This is a genomic window from Flavobacterium ajazii (genome assembly GCF_010614725.1).
In the GTDB taxonomy this organism is placed as follows: Bacteria; Bacteroidota; Bacteroidia; order Flavobacteriales; family Flavobacteriaceae; genus Flavobacterium; species Flavobacterium ajazii.
Genome location: NZ_JAAEHL010000008.1, coordinates 258229 through 276948 on the forward strand (window position 1 = coordinate 258229; position 18720 = coordinate 276948).

The 18720-nt window shown below is 35.3% G+C and carries 15 protein-coding genes; 7 read left to right on the forward strand and 8 right to left on the reverse strand.

Going from position 1 to position 18720, the window contains the following annotated elements:
• Nucleotides 1–74: 74 nt before the first annotated feature.
• From GWR14_RS16000 to GWR14_RS16010, 3 genes are all read right to left on the reverse strand, one after another.
• On the reverse strand, nt 75–2072 hold the full coding sequence (locus GWR14_RS16000; RefSeq protein WP_163410079.1) for a TonB-dependent receptor plug domain-containing protein: 1998 nt from the start codon (nt 2070–2072) through the stop codon (nt 75–77).
• A 93-nt stretch (nt 2073–2165) separates the two neighbouring features.
• Nucleotides 2166–4724: a TonB-dependent receptor gene (locus tag GWR14_RS16005; RefSeq protein WP_163410080.1), complete on the reverse strand. Its 2559-nt coding sequence runs from the start codon at nt 4722–4724 to the stop codon at nt 2166–2168.
• Between the two features lie 126 nt (nt 4725–4850).
• Nucleotides 4851–5198: a winged helix-turn-helix domain-containing protein gene (locus tag GWR14_RS16010; protein ID WP_163410081.1), complete on the reverse strand. Its 348-nt coding sequence runs from the start codon at nt 5196–5198 to the stop codon at nt 4851–4853.
• 228 nt (nt 5199–5426) lie between these two features.
• On the opposite strand from GWR14_RS16010, the gene GWR14_RS16015 reads away from it, so the two are divergent.
• Nucleotides 5427–8615 carry a leucine--tRNA ligase gene (locus tag GWR14_RS16015; RefSeq protein WP_163410082.1) on the forward strand — a complete coding sequence of 1063 codons (3189 nt, stop codon included), beginning with the start codon at nt 5427–5429 and terminating at the stop codon, nt 8613–8615.
• Nucleotides 8616–9070: 455 nt separating this feature from the next.
• Complete coding sequence (locus GWR14_RS16020) at nt 9071–9757, forward strand: zinc metallopeptidase (RefSeq protein ID WP_163410083.1); 687 nt, start codon at nt 9071–9073, stop codon at nt 9755–9757.
• 200 nt (nt 9758–9957) lie between these two features.
• Here the strand turns inward: GWR14_RS16020 and GWR14_RS16025 are convergent, their stop codons facing one another.
• The 3 genes from GWR14_RS16025 to GWR14_RS16035 form a co-directional block, all read right to left on the reverse strand.
• Nucleotides 9958–10428, reverse strand: coding sequence for an Lrp/AsnC family transcriptional regulator (locus GWR14_RS16025; RefSeq protein WP_163410084.1), 471 nt, complete (start codon nt 10426–10428; stop codon nt 9958–9960).
• A 186-nt stretch (nt 10429–10614) separates the two neighbouring features.
• Complete coding sequence (locus tag GWR14_RS16030; RefSeq protein ID WP_163410085.1) at nt 10615–11364, reverse strand: uroporphyrinogen-III synthase; 750 nt, start codon at nt 11362–11364, stop codon at nt 10615–10617.
• Between the two features lie 11 nt (nt 11365–11375).
• Nucleotides 11376–12050 carry a DUF4271 domain-containing protein gene (locus tag GWR14_RS16035; RefSeq protein ID WP_163410086.1) on the reverse strand — a complete coding sequence of 225 codons (675 nt, stop codon included), beginning with the start codon at nt 12048–12050 and terminating at the stop codon, nt 11376–11378.
• Between the two features lie 105 nt (nt 12051–12155).
• On the opposite strand from GWR14_RS16035, the gene GWR14_RS16040 reads away from it, so the two are divergent.
• Genes GWR14_RS16040 through GWR14_RS16050 form a run of 3 tightly spaced genes read left to right on the forward strand, consistent with a single transcriptional unit; the run spans nt 12156 to nt 14727 of the window.
• Entirely contained in the window at nt 12156–12881 is a 726-nt protein-coding gene (locus tag GWR14_RS16040) for a polyprenol monophosphomannose synthase (RefSeq protein WP_163410156.1), read from the forward strand.
• A 10-nt stretch (nt 12882–12891) separates the two neighbouring features.
• Entirely contained in the window at nt 12892–14232 is a 1341-nt protein-coding gene (locus GWR14_RS16045) for a dihydroorotase (RefSeq protein WP_163410087.1), read from the forward strand.
• 6 nt (nt 14233–14238) lie between these two features.
• Nucleotides 14239–14727 (forward strand): DUF4296 domain-containing protein, encoded by a 489-nt coding sequence (locus GWR14_RS16050; RefSeq protein WP_246236329.1) that lies wholly within the window; start codon nt 14239–14241, stop codon nt 14725–14727.
• A 4-nt stretch (nt 14728–14731) separates the two neighbouring features.
• Here GWR14_RS16050 and GWR14_RS16055 read toward each other — a convergent pair whose 3' ends face one another.
• Nucleotides 14732–15730, reverse strand: coding sequence for an NAD-dependent epimerase/dehydratase family protein (locus GWR14_RS16055; protein ID WP_163410088.1), 999 nt, complete (start codon nt 15728–15730; stop codon nt 14732–14734).
• 228 nt (nt 15731–15958) lie between these two features.
• Between GWR14_RS16055 and tyrS the strand changes: the two genes are divergently transcribed.
• Nucleotides 15959–17254 carry a tyrosine--tRNA ligase gene (gene tyrS, locus GWR14_RS16060; protein WP_163410089.1) on the forward strand — a complete coding sequence of 432 codons (1296 nt, stop codon included), beginning with the start codon at nt 15959–15961 and terminating at the stop codon, nt 17252–17254.
• Nucleotides 17255–17395: 141 nt separating this feature from the next.
• Nucleotides 17396–17740 carry a hypothetical protein gene (locus GWR14_RS16065; protein ID WP_163410090.1) on the forward strand — a complete coding sequence of 115 codons (345 nt, stop codon included), beginning with the start codon at nt 17396–17398 and terminating at the stop codon, nt 17738–17740.
• Here the strand turns inward: GWR14_RS16065 and GWR14_RS16070 are convergent.
• Nucleotides 17737–18717: a LuxE/PaaK family acyltransferase gene (locus tag GWR14_RS16070; protein WP_163410091.1), complete on the reverse strand. Its 981-nt coding sequence runs from the start codon at nt 18715–18717 to the stop codon at nt 17737–17739. The genes GWR14_RS16065 and GWR14_RS16070 overlap by 4 nt on opposite strands.
• Between the last annotated feature and the right edge of the window lie 3 nt (nt 18718–18720).

An 18720-nucleotide genomic window follows, 5' to 3' on the forward strand; every position in this document is an offset into this window, starting at 1 on the left:
TTTCAGAATTGTAAAGTTATTTATTAAAAAGTTGGGTGCAATTATTAAAACGGTCAAATTGCACCCAACCGTTTTTAATTGAAAAATCGAAGCGTCACGAAGAAATTGCGTCCTTCTTCAGGATAACCTTCTACCAGACTATAATTTTTATCGAACAGATTATTTATACCGGCATCAAGGCTAAAGTTTTTCAGTATTTTGCCCGAAGCGTAGAAATTTAGAATCGTATAATCAGGAACATCGGTGCCGTAACTGGTACTGTAACGGGAAGAATTAAATTCGGAATTTGAAATTAGCCGCAATCTCTTAATCGGACTGTATTCTAAAGTTCCTATTACTTTCGTGTTCGGTACATCTGTAAAATGAATGTTTGGGCTGGTGATATTTTTTCTTTCGATATAAGTGTAATTGGCATTAAAAGATAAATTATCTAAAATGGCATAATTCAGCTGTGCTTCAATTCCTTTGTACTCAGCTTCACCAAAATTCTGCATCTGCGATTTCCCGGGCTGAACATTGCTCACACTTAAAATGGCATCGTTAAGCGAACTGTAAAACACTGCGGTTTGAAAAGTCAGTTTGTCATGAATTTTTCCGGTATAGTTCACTTCATAGTTTACCGCTGTTTCCGGTTTTAAATCCGGATTTGGGATTGCTGTCCCCATTCGGTACGAGTAACGGTCTTTGATGGTTGCAAATCGTGTTTTTTGTGAAATTGTTGCGCCTAGTTTCTGTTCATCATTGAATTGGTAAAAAAGCCCGATTTGGGTATTAAAAGCATCGCTGGCATCAGCTGTTGGATAATCTGAAATGACTTTTGTCGTACTGTTGTAATCTTCGGCTTCGATATTTTTTCTGATATTGTAACTCGCGCCCGGGATTACGGTTAATTGAGTCGAAATTTTATATATATCTTCAATTCCGATTAAAATAGTGTTGTCTGTAAAATGACGTACCGGTTCGCCAACATTGTTTTCACGGTGTACATCTTCCTTAAAATGTACGGCAAGTTTAAAATCATTTTTCGGAATTATTTTGGTATTGAATTCCAGATTTCCTCCATAAGTATAATCGTTGTACAAACTTTCAAACGCATACGGTTTTGTTATTGTCGAATAGGTTGCATCGTCATAACTTTTCAAAGTGTTTTTGAAACGGTCAAAATACAATCTGGTTTTAAAACTGTTTTTATCGTCGAAATCTGAGTTTGAAATGAAGTAATAGCTTTCTTTGTTCCAAACAGGCCATTGCCAGAAACGGGGCTTTGCCAAAAGAGAATTTTGTGTGTCACTGCCTGCATAAACGGGATTGCCTTTTTCGCCCTGCTGCTTGATGTATCCCAGCACATATTCATTTTTTTTGTTTGGAGTCCAGCCAATTTTGAAACTTATTTTCTGGTCATTTCGGTATGAATTATCTCTTTCACCGCCATCTTCGTTTTTCATCGGAACAAAACCGGATGACATTCGGGTTGAATTTCTGTCGAAATAGGAATAACCTCCCTGAACATAAAATTTACCTAAATTTGAGCCAATGTTGAGATTTCCTTTGTAGCCATTTTCATTAATCATTCCAAGTGATCCATCGTATTCTAATTTTTTTGAAGGTTTTCTCGAAATCAAATTGATTGCCCCGCCAAGCGAATTTGGACCATAAAGCACTGATGAAAATCCTTTTGAAACATCAACTGCCGAAAGATCAAAAGTGGTAAATCTTGCTAAATCAACATAGCCGTCATACGGAACATACACCGGAATTCCGTCCATATAAACCGGAACCTGTCTTAAATCGAAACCGCGAACAGAAACCATAGATTCGTTTCTTGGACCTGAAGCCGTAAGACTAACTCCCGGAAGCAGATTTAACGCTCTGGAAACCTCCATTCTGTTTTGTGCTTCCATTGTTTTTGATGTAACCCTGTTCAAAGTATCTTTATTTTGATGGCTCGTTACGATTACTTCTCCCAACATGAAAACATTTGATTTTTTAATAGAATCAAGCGTTGCAGGATTGTTTTGCTGACTGAATCCGATCAGTGGAAGGAGTAAAAAAGGGATGATTTTTAATTTCATAAAATAGAAAATAATTCAGTATGTTTTAAAATGAATACTGATGGTTAAAATTGAATTTGGTTTGTTGTTTTTATTTTTTCCGAAGAGTAAATTTTAGATTTTTCGAATTTCCCACACTAATGATAAATAGTATAATCCACCAATGGATGGTCCGCCAAGGATAGAAGTATAAGGTTTGTTTAAAATATTGGTTCCGCCCAGTTTTGCTGTAATTCCTTTTTTGAAATTGTAATTGACCTGCGCATCCATAGTCCAGTAAGCCGGTACATTTCCGCTAACAAGGAAAGAAACATAATCAAAATTGTTTTGGTAGCGGGTACTTACACTTGCACCTAGATTTTTCCAGATGTTTTGGGCAATTAAAGTTCCGTTTACATTAAATTCTGGAGTGTTAAAGCCGTCTTCCAGTCCGTCTTTGTCGTCTGTTCTGTCAAGTTTGGTATAAGTTACATTTGTCAATGCGGTAAAAGTTTGATCAAATCGGTATTTTAAACCTAAACTTCCACCGTAATTGTAAATTTTACTTTTCGAGTTGGTCCATAAACGATATCTGTTTTGGGTTGTTCTGGAATATAAAGATGTCGGAATAAGGGCAGGGTCGGTAGTGTTTGGAATACTGGCTTCGACCTGAGCAATGAAGTTTTTATAAGAGTTGTAATAGAAATCGGCATCAATGAAAAGGTTTTGGTTTAATGCCATTCCTCTAAAACCAACTTCAAATGATTTCACAAATTCAGGTTCCAGATACGTGTATGGATTTTTCTGAATGATGTTTTTATTCTTTTCAATAGCCTGTGCCTGAGTTAATCCAAGTGTGTTTACATCACTGTTAACCTGCGCCTGAAATTTATCGATAGAAGCTTTGGTATACGAATTCTCAAAAATACCGTCAGACATAATTCGTAAACCGCCCACACGTTTTACGCCGCCCGAATTCACATTGGAAAATCCTTCAAAAATACTTGGAAAACGATAACCGTTTTGATACGAAGCTCTAAAGTTGAGTGTTTCTTTTGGAGAATAAACAGCTGTAAACTGCGGAGTGAATTTAGCATCAAAATAATCGGCTTTGTCCATTCTGATTGTTGCGCCTAAGCGTAGTTTTGAATGAAATAAATCTTTTGTCAATTGTGTAAAACCTCCTGTTTTTTGATACGTCAGATTTTCAGAATCGCTTTCGGGATTGATAAAATAATTCCCATCTGGAACAATAATGTAGTTTCTGTAATCAAAACCGCTTAAAAGTTTAGCGTCGATTTTTTCGAAGAAAGAAGTAAAAGCTTTGTCCCAATTGATCAATCCTTCACCATGAACCAAAGTCGATTTTACACGCAAAGCCGCTCCAATATCCCAGTTATTGATGTCAATTAATTCATTTTTCTTTGTTTCATAAGTATCAGTTCCAGGTTCAAAACGACCATTGTCAGATGTTGTTCTGGCAATTCGATGTGCATCAGCAACACTGGCACCATTTGTTACGGCATTTTTATAAGCAGTACTATAATCTGCAAACCATTGGTTATCTGATTTAAAAGCACGGTCCATGTTTTCAGCCAATGATCGTATGTTGTATGAATCACCGGTATCTTCAGTTGTGGCGTAGGCTTTTACCTGAAAAACAGGTGTGTGATAATCAACAGTAAATTGATTTAGCGTATAATTGTCAAGCCTGAAACGGTTTGAACGCTGATAAATCGTATTGATTAATGCCGTTTTATATGTCAGAGAAAGTTCATGACCTTCTTTTGGACGAAAAAATAATCCAAGATCTGCTTTGTAATTTTTAATTTCATAGTCCGAAATATCAGTTTCACGATAACCCGTTCTGGCAACAACGTAATTTTTACCGTTTAAGTTTAAAGTTTTTCGGTTGGCCGATTCATTTCCGTAACCGTTCACTTCATCGTATGCCGGATTATCTGCTCCGAATAAACCAGTTGAAGCGTTTGCATTTGGAGCCAAATCGGTTCTGTCATCGGCAACCCAATCTGTTCCTCCGGTCGTAGAAGCATTTATTTTAAGCGCCAATTTCTCATTGAAAGCTTTGGCAAATCTCAAATTAAATTGTGAATAGACTTTCGGTGAAAACCGATCCATATTTCCAACATGATTTACGCCCGTTAATTGCTGTACTGAAATTCCCTGATATTCAAATGGATTTTTGGTTTGGATATTGGCTAAACCATTAATGGCATTCATTCCATATAAAGCGGCGGCCGTTCCGGGAATAATTTCGATTTTATCAATATCCAAATCATTTGTGCCAAGAGCATTGGCAATTGGCGTACCCAGATGTGGTGCCTGATTATCGATTCCGTCCACCAATTGTGCAAATCTAACGTTTGTCGTGTTGGCAAAGCCTCTTGTGTTGATGACTTTGAAACCTAAACTTGGCGTAATTATCTGAACTCCTTTTACATTTTCGAGTGCTTCGTAAATACTTGGTGATCCCATTATTTTGGCTTCCGCCGATTTTAACTGTTCGATACTTATCGGGGAACGCATTAAATTTTCAGAACGTCTTGAGGCTGTAATGACAATTTCGTTTAACACTTCTTTTTTGATACTGTCCTGATTTATTTTTGAATTTTCTGCCTGAGAAAAGCATTTAAAGCTTATAAAAAGCAGAAACAGGTATAATTTGATCTTCATAAATAGATATTTAATTTCAGTATGTTTTAAAATGAATACTGAAAATTATTAAAACTGGTTTTGGTTATTTAATTTTTTTAAATGCACAACCATTGTGTTTTAAAATGAATAGTGCTGTTTAAATTTTTAAAATTTCAGATTTTGAGTTTCTTTAATGGCAAAATCCTTAATTCGTTTTTCGATTTCATAAAAAACAGCTATGGCTCTTTCGCCGGCTTCTGTTAATCGGGCACCGCCGCCGCCTTTTCCTCCAAGCAGTTTTACAACCAGGGGAGATTCGGCACGCTGATTCATTTCTTCGACCAATTGCCAGGCCTGACGATACGCCATTTTCATTTCTTTGGCAGCATTGGTAATCGATCCGGTTTTCCTGATATTTTCAAGAAGCCAGACTTTTCCAATACCCAGAAACGGACCATCAGATTCTTCAATCCAAAGCCGGACTTCGACATTGTATTTTTTATTCTCACTCATCGATGCAGATTTAAAAAGAAACTCTTTTGATAATCGATTATCTTAGATACGTATTTGCAGTTGTAATATTACGTATTTTTACTTAAATAAAATACGTATTTTGTTATTTTATTTGTTTGTCAATGAAATAGCTTTGCTACAATGCGCAATAAATGTAAATTTGCGCCATAATTCACAAAGTGAGAAAACCTTAGAGTCTTTGTCACTTTGCAACTTTGAACCTTTAAGATGAAATACAATCCAAACGAAATTGACGCCAAATGGCAAAAATATTGGGCAGAAAATCAAACTTTTGCAGCAAAAAACAACTCTGAAAAGCCGAAGCATTATGTTCTCGATATGTTTCCTTATCCATCAGGAGCAGGATTACACGTAGGACATCCGCTGGGTTATATTGCTTCAGATGTGTATTCTCGTTTCAAAAGACATCAGGGCTTCAATGTTTTGCATCCCATGGGTTACGACAGTTTCGGATTGCCGGCAGAACAATATGCGATTCAGACAGGTCAGCGTCCCGAAGATACAACACGCGTAAATATCGACGGTGGAGTAGATAAAGAAGGAAAACAAATCGCTGGTTACAGAAAACAATTAGATAAAATCGGATTCTCATTTGACTGGGCTCGTGAAGTGCGTACGTCAAATCCGGATTATTACAAACATACACAATGGATTTTTATCGAGTTGTTCAATTCCTGGTACAATAAAACGACAGACAAAGCAGAAGATATTTCGACTTTAACTGCGATTTTTGAAAAAGAAGGAAATGCTAGTGTTAATGCAGTTTGTGATGATACTGTAGAAGCATTTACAGCTATTGAATGGAACGCTTTCGCGAAAGAACAGCAGGAGAAAATCTTACTTCAATACAGATTAACGTATTTGGCAGAAACCGAAGTAAACTGGTGTCCGGGCTTAGGAACGGTTTTGGCAAATGACGAAATTGTAAACGGAGTTTCAGAGCGCGGAGGCTTTCCTGTTATAAGAAAAAAAATGACACAATGGAGTATGCGAATTTCTGCTTATGCCGAGCGCTTACTTCAAGGTCTAAATGATATCGATTGGAGCGAGTCTATCAAAGAATCACAGAGAAACTGGATTGGGAAATCGGTTGGAGCTTTAGTTAAGTTTCAAGTTTCAAGTTTCAAGTCTCAGGTTGACGCGCAAAGTGATGAAACTTTAAACGTGAAACCTGAAACAAATTTTATTGAAGTTTTCACAACGCGTCCTGATACAATCTTCGGAGTAACTTTTATGACTTTGGCGCCGGAACACGATTTGGTTGCAAAAATTACAACTCCGGAACAAAAAGCAGAAGTTGAAGCGTATATCGAAAAAACAGCTAAACGTTCGGAACGTGAGCGTATGGCCGATGTAAAAACCATTTCAGGAGTATTTACCGGAGCTTATGCAGAACATCCATTTACAAAAGAACCAATTCCGGTTTGGATTGGTGATTACGTTTTGGCAGGTTACGGAACAGGCGCTGTAATGGCGGTTCCTTGCGGAGACGAAAGAGATTACGCTTTTGCTAATTTCTTTAAAGGTCAAAACGGAATGCAGGAAATCAAAAATATCTTCGCAAATGTTGATATTTCTGAAGCCGCTTACGGATCAAAAGACAACGTTGAAATCGCAAATTCTGATTTCTTAAACGGATTAGATTATAAAAAAGGAACTCAAAAAGCGATTGAAAAACTAGAAGAAATCGGTCAGGGAAAAGGTAAAACCAATTACCGTTTGCGTGATGCTGTTTTCTCTCGTCAGCGTTATTGGGGTGAGCCGTTCCCAGTTTATTATGTGAATGGATTGCCTAAAATGATCGAGTCTCAACACTTGCCAATTATTTTGCCTGAAGTGGAGAAATACTTGCCAACAGAAGATGGATTACCACCATTAGGAAATGCAGGAGTTTGGGCTTGGGATACCAATCAAAACAAAGTTGTAGCAACTGATTTGGTTGACAATGCGACTATTTTTCCTTTAGAATTGAACACCATGCCAGGTTGGGCGGGAAGCTCATGGTATTGGATGCGTTACATGGATGCACACAATGAAAATGAATTTGCAAGTAAAGAAGCTTTGGCTTACTGGGAAAATGTAGATTTATATATCGGAGGAAGCGAACACGCAACAGGTCACTTATTGTATTCTCGTTTCTGGAACAAATTCTTAAAAGATAAAGGTTTTGCTCCAACCGAAGAACCATTCAAAAAACTGATTAATCAGGGAATGATTTTGGGAACTAGTGCTTTTGTGTATAGATTAAATGTTACAAGTGTTTCGGGAGGAAGAGATGATTTTGGAAATGATACTGTTGGAGATGGTATTTATGGAAAATCATTATTTGTTACATCAAAATATTATAAAGAATTCATTAAGCATAGAGATAGATTTTATAACTCAAAGGAATATTTGGATTTTATTAAAAATCCAGAGAATGTTAGTTCTGAATTTAGAATTGATTTGAGCAGAGGAAATAAAGTTGTTGTTTTTAATGAAGAAAGCGAAATATTAAAAGAATTGTCAGATTTATTGTTTGATAAAGCTTCTATTGAAACTTCTACAATTAGAATTTATGATCAATCATTTGCTAAATTACATGTAGATGTTTCCATCGTAAATTCTTCTGATGAATTAGATGTTGCAAAATTCAAAGCGTGGAGAGAAGATTATGCTGATGCTGAATTTATTTTAGATGATAACGGAAAATACATTGTAGGTCGTGAAGTCGAAAAAATGTCTAAATCGAAGTACAATGTAGTAACTCCAGATGATATTTGTGAGGAATACGGTGCAGATACATTACGTTTATACGAAATGTTCTTAGGGCCTTTAGAACAAGCAAAACCTTGGAATACTGCTGGTATTTCAGGAGTGTTTGGTTTCTTGAAAAAACTATGGAGATTGTATTTTGATGATAACGGTTTAATCGTAAACAACGATGAACCAACAAAAGACAACTTAAAATCGTTACACAAAACCATCAAAAAAGTGGCAGAAGATATCGAGAATTTCTCTTTCAATACTTCAGTTTCTCAGTTTATGATTTGTGTGAATGAATTGTCTTCTCAAAACTGTCATTCAAGAGCAATCTTGGAGCCATTAGCGATTTTGGTTTCGCCTTATGCACCGCATATCGCTGAAGAATTATGGTCACAATTAGGACACACAACTTCAATTTCTGAAGTAGCTTTCCCTGTTTTTGAAGAGAAACACTTAGTTGAAACGAATAAAGAATACCCGGTTTCTTTCAACGGAAAAATGCGTTTCACCATCGAATTGCCTTTGGATTTAACCAAAGAACAAATCGAAGAAATTGTTATGAAAGACGAAAGAACTCAAAAACAATTAGATGGTAGGACTCCAAATAAAGTGATTATCGTTCCTGGGAAGATTATTAATTTGGTTGGATAACCAAATAAATTCCAATATTTAAAATTCCAAATTCCAATTTTTACGATTGGGGTTTGGGATTTTTTTATACACAGTTTTTTGCCACGAATTAACGAATTGATTGAAATAAAAATTCTTGAATTGCTTTGCCTGTTTTTTTTCGCTAGAGTATTGGAGGAAAATTTTTGTGGGTTTTTGACTTCGCCGAGACTGACAAAGATTGCGGAAAAAACTTTACGTGATAACCTTTGCGAGTAAAAAACTAAAGTTCTTTGTGTAACTCTTCGTGGACTTTGCGGTTAAAAAAAACAACATTGGAATTTGGATTTTTTTTATTGAAATTTAGATTTTAATCAACTAAAAGAATTCATAATTAAAATCTAAAGTTATGTGTCATTTTGGCATTTTACAAAAATGGTTCGTAAATTGTTGTGATTTTACAAAGACAAAACATAAACTAATAAAAATATAAAAACATGGGAAGCGGATATTTAATTCTTGCCGGAGCTATTATGTTATTTAGCTGGCTGGTAAGTTCAAGGTTAAAAAGTAAATTCGAATTGTATTCAAAACTGCAATTGCAAAACGGAATGAGTGGAAGGGAAATTGCTGAAAAAATGCTGGCAGACAACGGTATCCGGGATGTTCGTGTAATTTCGACTCCGGGACAATTGACCGATCACTATAATCCTGCCGATAAAACAGTTAATTTAAGTGAGGCGGTTTATAATCACAGAAATGCTGCTGCAGCAGCTGTTGCAGCACACGAATGCGGTCATGCCGTACAGCATGCGATTGGTTATGAATGGCTGACAATGCGTTCGGCATTAGTTCCAATTGTTAGTGTAGCGTCAAATTATGTACAATGGATTTTACTGGCCGGAATCCTGATGATTAGGACTTTTCCGCAGTTATTGTTAATCGGAATCATCATTTTTGCTGCCACAACCTTATTTACTATTATAACATTGCCTGTTGAATACGATGCGAGTAATCGTGCACTGGCGTGGTTAGAAAATAAACGAATGCTGACACAACAGGAGCAGGCGGGTGCAAAAGATGCCTTAAAATGGGCTGCAAGAACTTATGTTGTTGCTGCAATTGGTTCGATTGCAACTTTATTGTATTATATTTCGATTTATTCAGGAAGCAGGAGAAATTAATTTTTAATGTGACAATTTAGATAATTAGTCAATTAGATAATTATAGTAAACCCCGACAGATTCTAAAATCTGACGGGGTTTATGTTTTTTTATGAAGTTTGTCTGGCTAAGCGGAGTCGAAGCCTTAAGTCTTTTGAGTTTATTCAGGCTGAAAGTTCTATAGAAATTATCTAATTATCAAATTGACACATTATCTAATTTTACAGCTGTATCTGCCTGTCAATCTGCTGATCCAGTGAAATAAAGGTTTCAGTTCTTGAAACACCTTCAATTGCCTGAATTTTGTTATTTAAAAGCTGCATTAGATGTTCATTGTCGCGACAGATAATTTTAATTAAAACAGACCAGTTTCCTGTCGTGTAATGGCATTCTAAAACTTCAGGGATTTTTCTCAGTTCTTTTACTGCTTCAGAATTTCGTGAAGCTTTATCGAGGTAAACACCAATAAATGCCATGGTATTATAGCCTAAAACCTTAGGATTTACAGTGAATTTTGATCCTGAAATCACACCCGATTGTTCCAGTTTTTTCAATCGCTGATGAATTGCGGCTCCCGAAATACCAATCTTGTTGGCAATTTGAAGAATAGGTTTTCGGGCATCATCCATTAAATAACGAAGGATTTCTTTGTCGATTCCGTCAATTTCGATTAATAGCGAGTTGATTTTCATAACTTAAAATTTGAAACTATTCTTGGGATTTGCGTTTAGAACAGAAATCAAATGTAATTAAATTACAATAGAAAAGGAAATTCCAAATCTCGAATTCCAGGGAGTAGGATTATTGTAAAAGAAAAAATCCAAATCCCAAGTGTAAAGTTGGAATTTGGAATTTTTAAGATTGTATATTTTTAGAGTTTATTTCGCTTTGTTTGCTTCGGCGATGTATTTTTCTAAAGCCATTGTCATAGAAGGAGTTTCAGGAGTTGGGGCAAGAATATCGATTCTTAAACCGTGGTCCAGAGCTTCTTTTTGGGTTGTGCTTCCAAATACAGCAATTCGGGTGTTGTTTTGCTTAAAATCAGGAAAGTTTTTAAACAATGATTTTATTCCGGTTGGGCTGAAAAAAGCTAAAACGTCATAATAAACATCGGCTAAATCAGATAAGTCGCTCATTACAGTTCTGTAAAAAATTGCTTGTGCCCAGTCTACTTTTAAACCATTTAAGGTTATAGGTGCGTCAGCATTTAATTGATCAGAAGCAGGCAATAAGAATTTTTCGTCTTTATACTTTTTAATTAAAGGAGATAAATCTGCAAAATCTTTGGCGCCAACGTAAATTTTACGTTTTCTGTACACCACATATTTTTGCAGGTAAAATGCAACCGCTTCAGACTGACAAAAATATTTCAGTCCTTCAGGAACTTTGTAACGCATTTCATCAGCTACCCTGAAAAAATGATCAACCGCATTTCGGCTTGTTAAAATAATTGCAGTGTAATGATTAAGATCGATTTTTTGTAATCTGATCTCTTTTGCACTAACTCCCTCCACATGAATAAAAGGTCTGAAATCAATTTTTATTTTGTGTTTCTGTTGGAGCTCAAAGTAAGGGGAGTTTTCCACTTTAGGTTCAGGCTGTGACACCAAAATTGTTTTCACTTTCATATTATAGACATTTACTGAGCCACCTTTGTAATCCAATAATACATGAAATAATAAGGGGCTATTTCAAGAGCGCAAAGATATAAAATAAAATAAAATAACTTGTTGATTATTGTATTTTGATAAGTTTTAATTGAAATAAAGTAGGAAAACAGGTTTATACATGCTGAAACCCCTATTATTGCTAGTGGTACAACTTTAGATACATCGTCACGATAAAACAAAACTGCATTGACAGGAAGGATTAAAAGGCCAATATAAGTCCTGTAGGTTGCTTTTTGCAGGTTAAAAAGATCGACAAACTCATCAATATTGAAAGCAGTTCCTATAATTTTTTCGATTAAATATTTTGCTAAAATAAAATAGCTCAAAAAAGTAGCGATTCTGGCAAAAAGCATCCAGTCTGTTTTTTCAGTGCCGGCAAATCCAAAAATAGATAGTGTCAGCTGTATGAAAAATGCATAGGAAATGATTTGTACAATAAATAAACCTACGGTAAAACTGCTTTTTAGATGTGAAACATCACGATAGATTTTGACGTATTTGTCCGAAAAAATAAGTTTTGTAAACTCACTGAACCTATTTTCGTAAGCTGTTTTCGTAATAGCTACAACAGCAAAAGCCAACACAAACAAAAGTGTTGCCCAATCTTTGTTTTCAATAATTCGTGGATGAAGTTGTTCAATCATAACGATACAAAATTAGTAATTTTTTGTCGCAATACTTTTATTATATATTTATTGTGAATGAAATGGCATAAAAAGTTTACTTTTGCGATGAAATTACCCGAAAAAATGAATGATTGTATTGTCATAATCCCCACTTATAACGAAATTGAAAACATAGAAAGTATAGTTAGAGCCGTGCTTTCGCAGCATAAACCTTTTCATCTTTTAATTATTGATGATAACTCCCCGGACCGTACTGCCAATAAAGTAATTGCATTGCAGGAAGAATATCCGGGAAGATTATTTTTAGAAAAAAGAGAAAAAAAATCAGGTTTAGGAACGGCTTATGTGCATGGTTTTAAATGGGCTTTAGAACATAAATATGATTTCATTTTTGAGATGGATGCTGATTTTTCGCATAATCCAAACGATCTTGAGAAATTGTATGATGCCTGTCATTTTGGAGGGGCAGATCTGGCCATTGGTTCACGTTATGTAACAGGTGTAAATGTTGTAAACTGGCCTTTAAGTCGTGTTTTGATGTCTTATTTTGCTTCGGTTTATGTGAAGTTTATTACCGGAATGAAAATTCACGATGCGACGGCAGGTTTTGTATGTTATAAAAGAGCGGTTTTAGAAAAAATAAATCTTGATAAAATTAAATTTGTAGGCTATGCTTTTCAGATTGAAATGAAATACAGAACCTATTGCAATAAATTTGAAATTACTGAAGTTCCGATCATTTTTACAGACAGGACGAAAGGAGTCTCTAAAATGAGCAATGCAATTATTAAGGAAGCAATTTTGGGTGTAATTTCACTTCGATTAAAAAAATTATTCAATACACTATAAATAAAAGGCGATGAACAGGATTTTAATTAAAAATGCCAAAATTGTAAACGAAGGGTCCGTTTTTGAAGGAGATGTTTTGATAGAAAATGACTTAATTGTTGAAGTTGCCGATAGTATCAGCCTAAAATCATCAGATTGTAAGGTAATAGATGCAGAAGGAAATTATCTGATTCCTGGTGCAATTGATGATCAGGTACATTTTAGAGAGCCGGGTTTGACACATAAAGGAGATATTGAAACTGAGTCGAGAGCAGCTGTTGCAGGTGGAATTACTTCTTTTATCGAACAGCCCAATACAGTTCCGAATGCGGTTACTCAGGAAATTTTAGAAGATAAATACCAAATTGCTTCTCAGAAATCATTTGCGAACTATTCGTTTATGATGGGCGCAACCAATGATAATCTGGAGGAAGTTTTAAAAACGAATCCCAAAAATGTTGCCGGAATTAAGATTTTCCTTGGTTCTTCAACAGGAAATATGCTGGTTGACAGAGAAGAGACTTTAGAAAAAATATTCTCAAGCACGCCAATGCTGATTGCTGTTCATTGCGAAGATGAAACTACGATTCAGAATAATTTGGCCGAATTTAAAGCAAAATATGGTGATGATGTTCCAGTAACGGCTCATAACTTAATAAGAAGTGCCGAGGCTTGTTATATTTCTTCTTCAAAAGCGGTAGCACTGGCGAAAAAAACAGGTGCAAGACTTCATATTTTCCATCTTTCTACTGCTAAGGAAATGGAATTGTTTACGAATAAAATTCCATTAGAAGATAAAAAAATTACAGCTGAGGTTTGTGTACATCACCTTTGGTTTACAGATGAGGATTATAATACAAAAGGAAATTTCATCAAATGGAATCCTGCTGTAAAAACGGCGGCAGACCGTAAAGCGCTTTGGGAAGCTTTGAATGACGGCAGGATTGATGTCATTGCAACAGACCATGCGCCACATACAAAAGAGGAAAAAAGTAAGTCCTATCTGGAAGCCCCTTCCGGAGGTCCGTTAGTGCAGCATGCAGTAGTTGCTATGTTCGAAGCGTACCATCAGGGAAAAATCACGGTAGAGAAAATCGTAGAGAAAATGTGTCATAATCCTGCGAAGATTTTTAAAATCGAAAAAAGAGGATTTATCAAAGCGGGTTATTATGCAGATTTAGTTATTGTAAACCCAAGCTTGCCATGGAGTGTAAAACCTGAAAACATATTGTATAAATGTGGCTGGTCTCCGTTTGAAAATTTTACTTTTAAATCGAGAATTACACATACTTTTGTAAATGGCGAAATGGTTTATAATAACTTTAAAGTAAAGGATGTTCGCGCCGGAAAACGTTTATTATTTAACAGATAAATTGTAATGAAAAATTTTGTAGTTATACTATTGATCTTGCTTCTTTCTGTAAGCTGTAAAAAAGAGCTTGTCAAAGAGCCTGAACATCTTATAGAGAAAGAAAAAATGGTTAATATTATTTACGATTTGTCTCTTTTAGATGCGATAAAATACCAACAGCCTTTGTCGCTGGATTCACTTGAATCTAATCCTAAGAAATTTATCTTTAAAAAATATAAGGTGGATAGTCTTCAATTTGCTCAGAGCAATATGTATTATGCTGCTGATTTCGATACTTACAAAGAAATGTTTGACGAAATAAGTGCCAGGATGGAAAAAGAAAAAAAGAGAAATGAGAAGAAATTAAAAGCGGAAGAAAAAAAGGAAGCTAAAGCTAAAAAAGATGCTGAAGCGAAAAAAAAGAAGCTAAAAGAAAACTCCAAAAGATTCAATAAAAAAGACAGTAAAAAAAGTAAATCTCGATTCTATAAAAAGAGTAAAAAGATTACAGCATAAAGGATTATAACTTAGACACTTTTACGTACTGATGTACATCTGAAAAAACCGTTCCCAGAGCGGTTTTTATTTTTTTATTTGAATACAGATTTTTAGAATAAGAAGCTTTTGCGGTTGCTTTTGTAATAGTTCTTTTTTGGAAAAATAAAGTTGAAAACAGAGTGTCAGCAATCCAAAGTAAATTCATAAAAAAAGGAGTTGCGTGAATGCGGGGTCTTTTAACTTTAAAAGTGTCTGCAATTGTATTAAAGATATCTCTGAAAACAATATTGTCTACAATTAAAGTAAACCGTTCGTTTTTAATATCGCTTTTCATTAGCTGATGAGCTGTTTGTACAACATCTTCTACCGTAATAAAACCAGTGCTTCCAAGCATATAAAACGGAAGTCCGTCAGCAATTTTTGTATATAATTCGGCGCTTCCGTCAGGATAAATTTTTGCAGCAGGAATCGAAGCTAAAATAACGCCCGGATTGATTATAATTACATCTAAACCTTCCTGAACACCTCTCCAGACTTCCATCTCGGCACCATATTTTGAAATGGCGTAATCGCTGTGTGGTTTTTCCGGATTCCATTCGGTTTCTTCGGTAATGTGTGTTTCGTGTGGGGCAATATCTCCTAAAGCAGCAATAGAACTTACATGACAGAATTTTTTGATTCCATATGCTAAAGAAAAATTAACCATATTGGCTGTTCCTTCGATATTGGTTTTTCGAAGAGCATCTTCATCTTTTGGGGCGAATGAAATTAAAGCAGCGCAATGGTAGACGTATTCAATACCGGTAAAAGCAGTTTCTAATGAAGGAATGTCTAAAATGTCGGCTTCAAGCCAGTTAATTTTTTCAAATAAATCGCCTTTTTTATAAAGTTCAAAAATCGATTTTGTTTTTTGAATGTTATTCAGGTTTCTGTAAATAGCCCGGACGTTTTCTCCATTTTCAATTAAATGAAGCAATAAATGTGCGCCGACTAAGCCTGTTCCTCCTGTTACTAATACCATTTTGTAAAGATACCTTTTTGGCTGAAAGGAGCAAAGTTACAGAGGTACAAAGTTGCAAAGGTTTTTATGGAGGCTCAAAATTGGAGAGGCTCAAAGGTTTTGTTGTTTTTTTTGAAATTTGAAATTGTTATTGCTTTTTGAATTTGAATCTGAATTTGCCATTGATATTGTAATTGTTTTTTGACATTGCCATTGACATTGATTACATTTGCGCAAAAATATTTTAAAATGAAGAATCTAGTTGAAGAATTAAAGTGGCGCGGTTTGTACCATGATAGCATGCCAGGAACGGAAGAACAATTGCTAAAAGAGGTAACATCGGCTTATATTGGTTTTGATCCAACAGCAGATTCACTGCATATTGGCAGTATGGTTCAGATTATTTTGCTGGTTCATTTAAAGAATTTTGGTCATCAGCCAGTTGCTCTTGTGGGCGGTGCGACCGGAATGATTGGTGATCCATCCGGGAAATCTGACGAAAGAAATTTGCTGAATGAAGAAACTTTGGCTAAAAACGTTGCCGGAATCAAAAGTGTTTTGTCGCGTTTTTTAGATTTTAATTCAAATGAACCAAACGGACCAATCATGGTAAATAACTATGACTGGATGAAAGAATTCTCGTTTATTGATTTTGCCCGTGAAGTTGGAAAACGTATCACGGTAAATTACATGATGGCGAAGGATTCTGTTAAAAAGAGAATTAACGGCGAAGGGGAAGGAATGTCTTTCACAGAATTCACATACCAATTAATTCAGGGATACGATTTTTATCATTTATATAAAAACAATAACTGCCTTTTGCAAATGGGAGGTTCTGATCAGTGGGGAAATATTACCACAGGTACAGAGTTGGTGCGCAGAATGGGAGGCGAAAATGCGAAAGCTTTTGCATTGACAACTCCATTAATTACAAAAGCAGACGGTTCTAAATTCGGAAAATCTGAAGGAGGAAACGTTTGGTTAGATGCGGATAAAACTTCGGTTTACAAATTTTACCAGTTTTGGGTAAACGCTACAGATGCTGATGCTGAGAAATACATTAAAATTTTTACTTTTTTAGATAAAGAAACAATTGAAGCCTTAATTGCAGAACATCATGAAGCACCGCATTTAAGAGTTTTACAAAAGAAATTAGCCGAAGAAATTACGATTTTTGTTCACAGTAAAGAAGAATTAGAAAAAGCGATTCAGGCTTCGAATATTTTGTTTGGAAATTCTACTGCGGAGGATTTGAAGAAACTGGATGAGAAAACCTTTTTAGAAGTTTTTGACGGTGTTCCTCAGGCAGAAATTGCAAAAACAGATTTAGAAAACGGATTAGAAATCATTACAGTTTTAAATGAAAAGACAGGTTTTTTTAAATCAAACGGAGAGGCGAGAAGAGCTCTGGCGGCTAATTCTATTTCGGTTAACAGAGAAAAAATCAAGGAAGATTTTGTATTGACTGCAAATGATCTGATTAATAATCAATTTGTATTATTACAAAGCGGAAAGAAAAATTATTTTGTGATAAGAGTTGTTTAACTGTTTAATCGGTTAATTGTTTAATCGAAAAACAGACTCTATATGAATTTAAATGTCCCAATAGTTTGAAAGAGCTGTTGGGATTTTTTTATTTAATATCAAATAATATTTTTAGTATGTTTATCAGCTAAAAACAAAACTATGATCGGATTTATATTTATTTACTGGATTTGGAAGGCGTTTAGCAATTTGGCTATTACGTATGATAAAAATAAATGGAAATATTTCTTTATTGGGTTAGGGTCTTATTACGGAATTACTTTTTTGGCAGCCACCCTTTATGTGATCATAATTGCAGTTATAAATGGAATTGATGCTCTGGATGATCAGAGTTATTACAACTCAGGTCTGGATTTTGCATGTGCCGTTTTAGGAGGTTTGGGATGCTATGGTATCTATAAATTTTTAGAAAATAAAGGACTTGAGGAAAAAGAATTATTAAGAAAAGAAGGAATTGATAGTATAGGACTGGCAGAAGAAAATTAAAGTACCATCAAATTACACCCACGAATATCAGAATTATCAAAGCGTCCCAATACCTCGAAAGAGTTGTTGGGATTTTTTTTGCCTAAATCCTGTGTAGCGATAAATGAACACGAATTGATATTGGCTAAATCAATAACGTTGATTCCGCCGGTTTTTCCATCTTTTACGTAAGTGAGAGCGTCTTCGGGATCACGCATTAAGACATGCATCCAGGAAGGACATTCGAAAACACCTTCGCCTAAAGAATACGCTTGAGCTAAAAGTTCGGTCATGCCGTATTCTGAATGAATGGAAGATACTCCAAAACCTTTACATAAAATTTCATGCAGTTCTTCGCGAATCATTTCTTTGCGTTTGCCTTTCATTCCGCCTGTTTCCATAATAATGGTATTTTGAAGGTTGAATTGGTGTTTTTCAATCAAATCTAATAATGCATAGGTAACACCAATCAAAATCACATTCTGTCCTGATTCATCCAAAGCGGTCAATTTTTTGATTAAGTCGTCGTGATTGTGTAAATAAAACCCGCTTTCAGGCTGATTGGATTGTTTTATTAAGTCTTCGACCATATAAATTAACGAAGAGCCATCGCGTTCCAGATAAGACGGCAAAAGGGCTAAAACAACGTAATCTTCGATATTGCCGTAGAATTGAGAAAAGCCTTTTCGGTAACTTTCTTCGTAAAGTGAAACATCGGTAACCAAATGCCGGCTTGTAACCATTCCGGTAGTGCCGCTGCTGGTAAAAGTCACTTCGGCAAAATCAGAATTAGAAACGACTTCGTGGCTTTTGAAAAACTGAATAGGCAAAAAAGGAATTTTTTCCAGAGATTTTACCTGTTGTGGATTTACGTTTAAAAAGTCACAGAAATCACGATATACTTTGTTGTTCTCATGCTGAAAACGAAACACTTTAAGCGCTATTTTTTCAAATTGTTTCTGACCCGAAATGGTAAATATATCGTTGGCTGTAATCAAAAC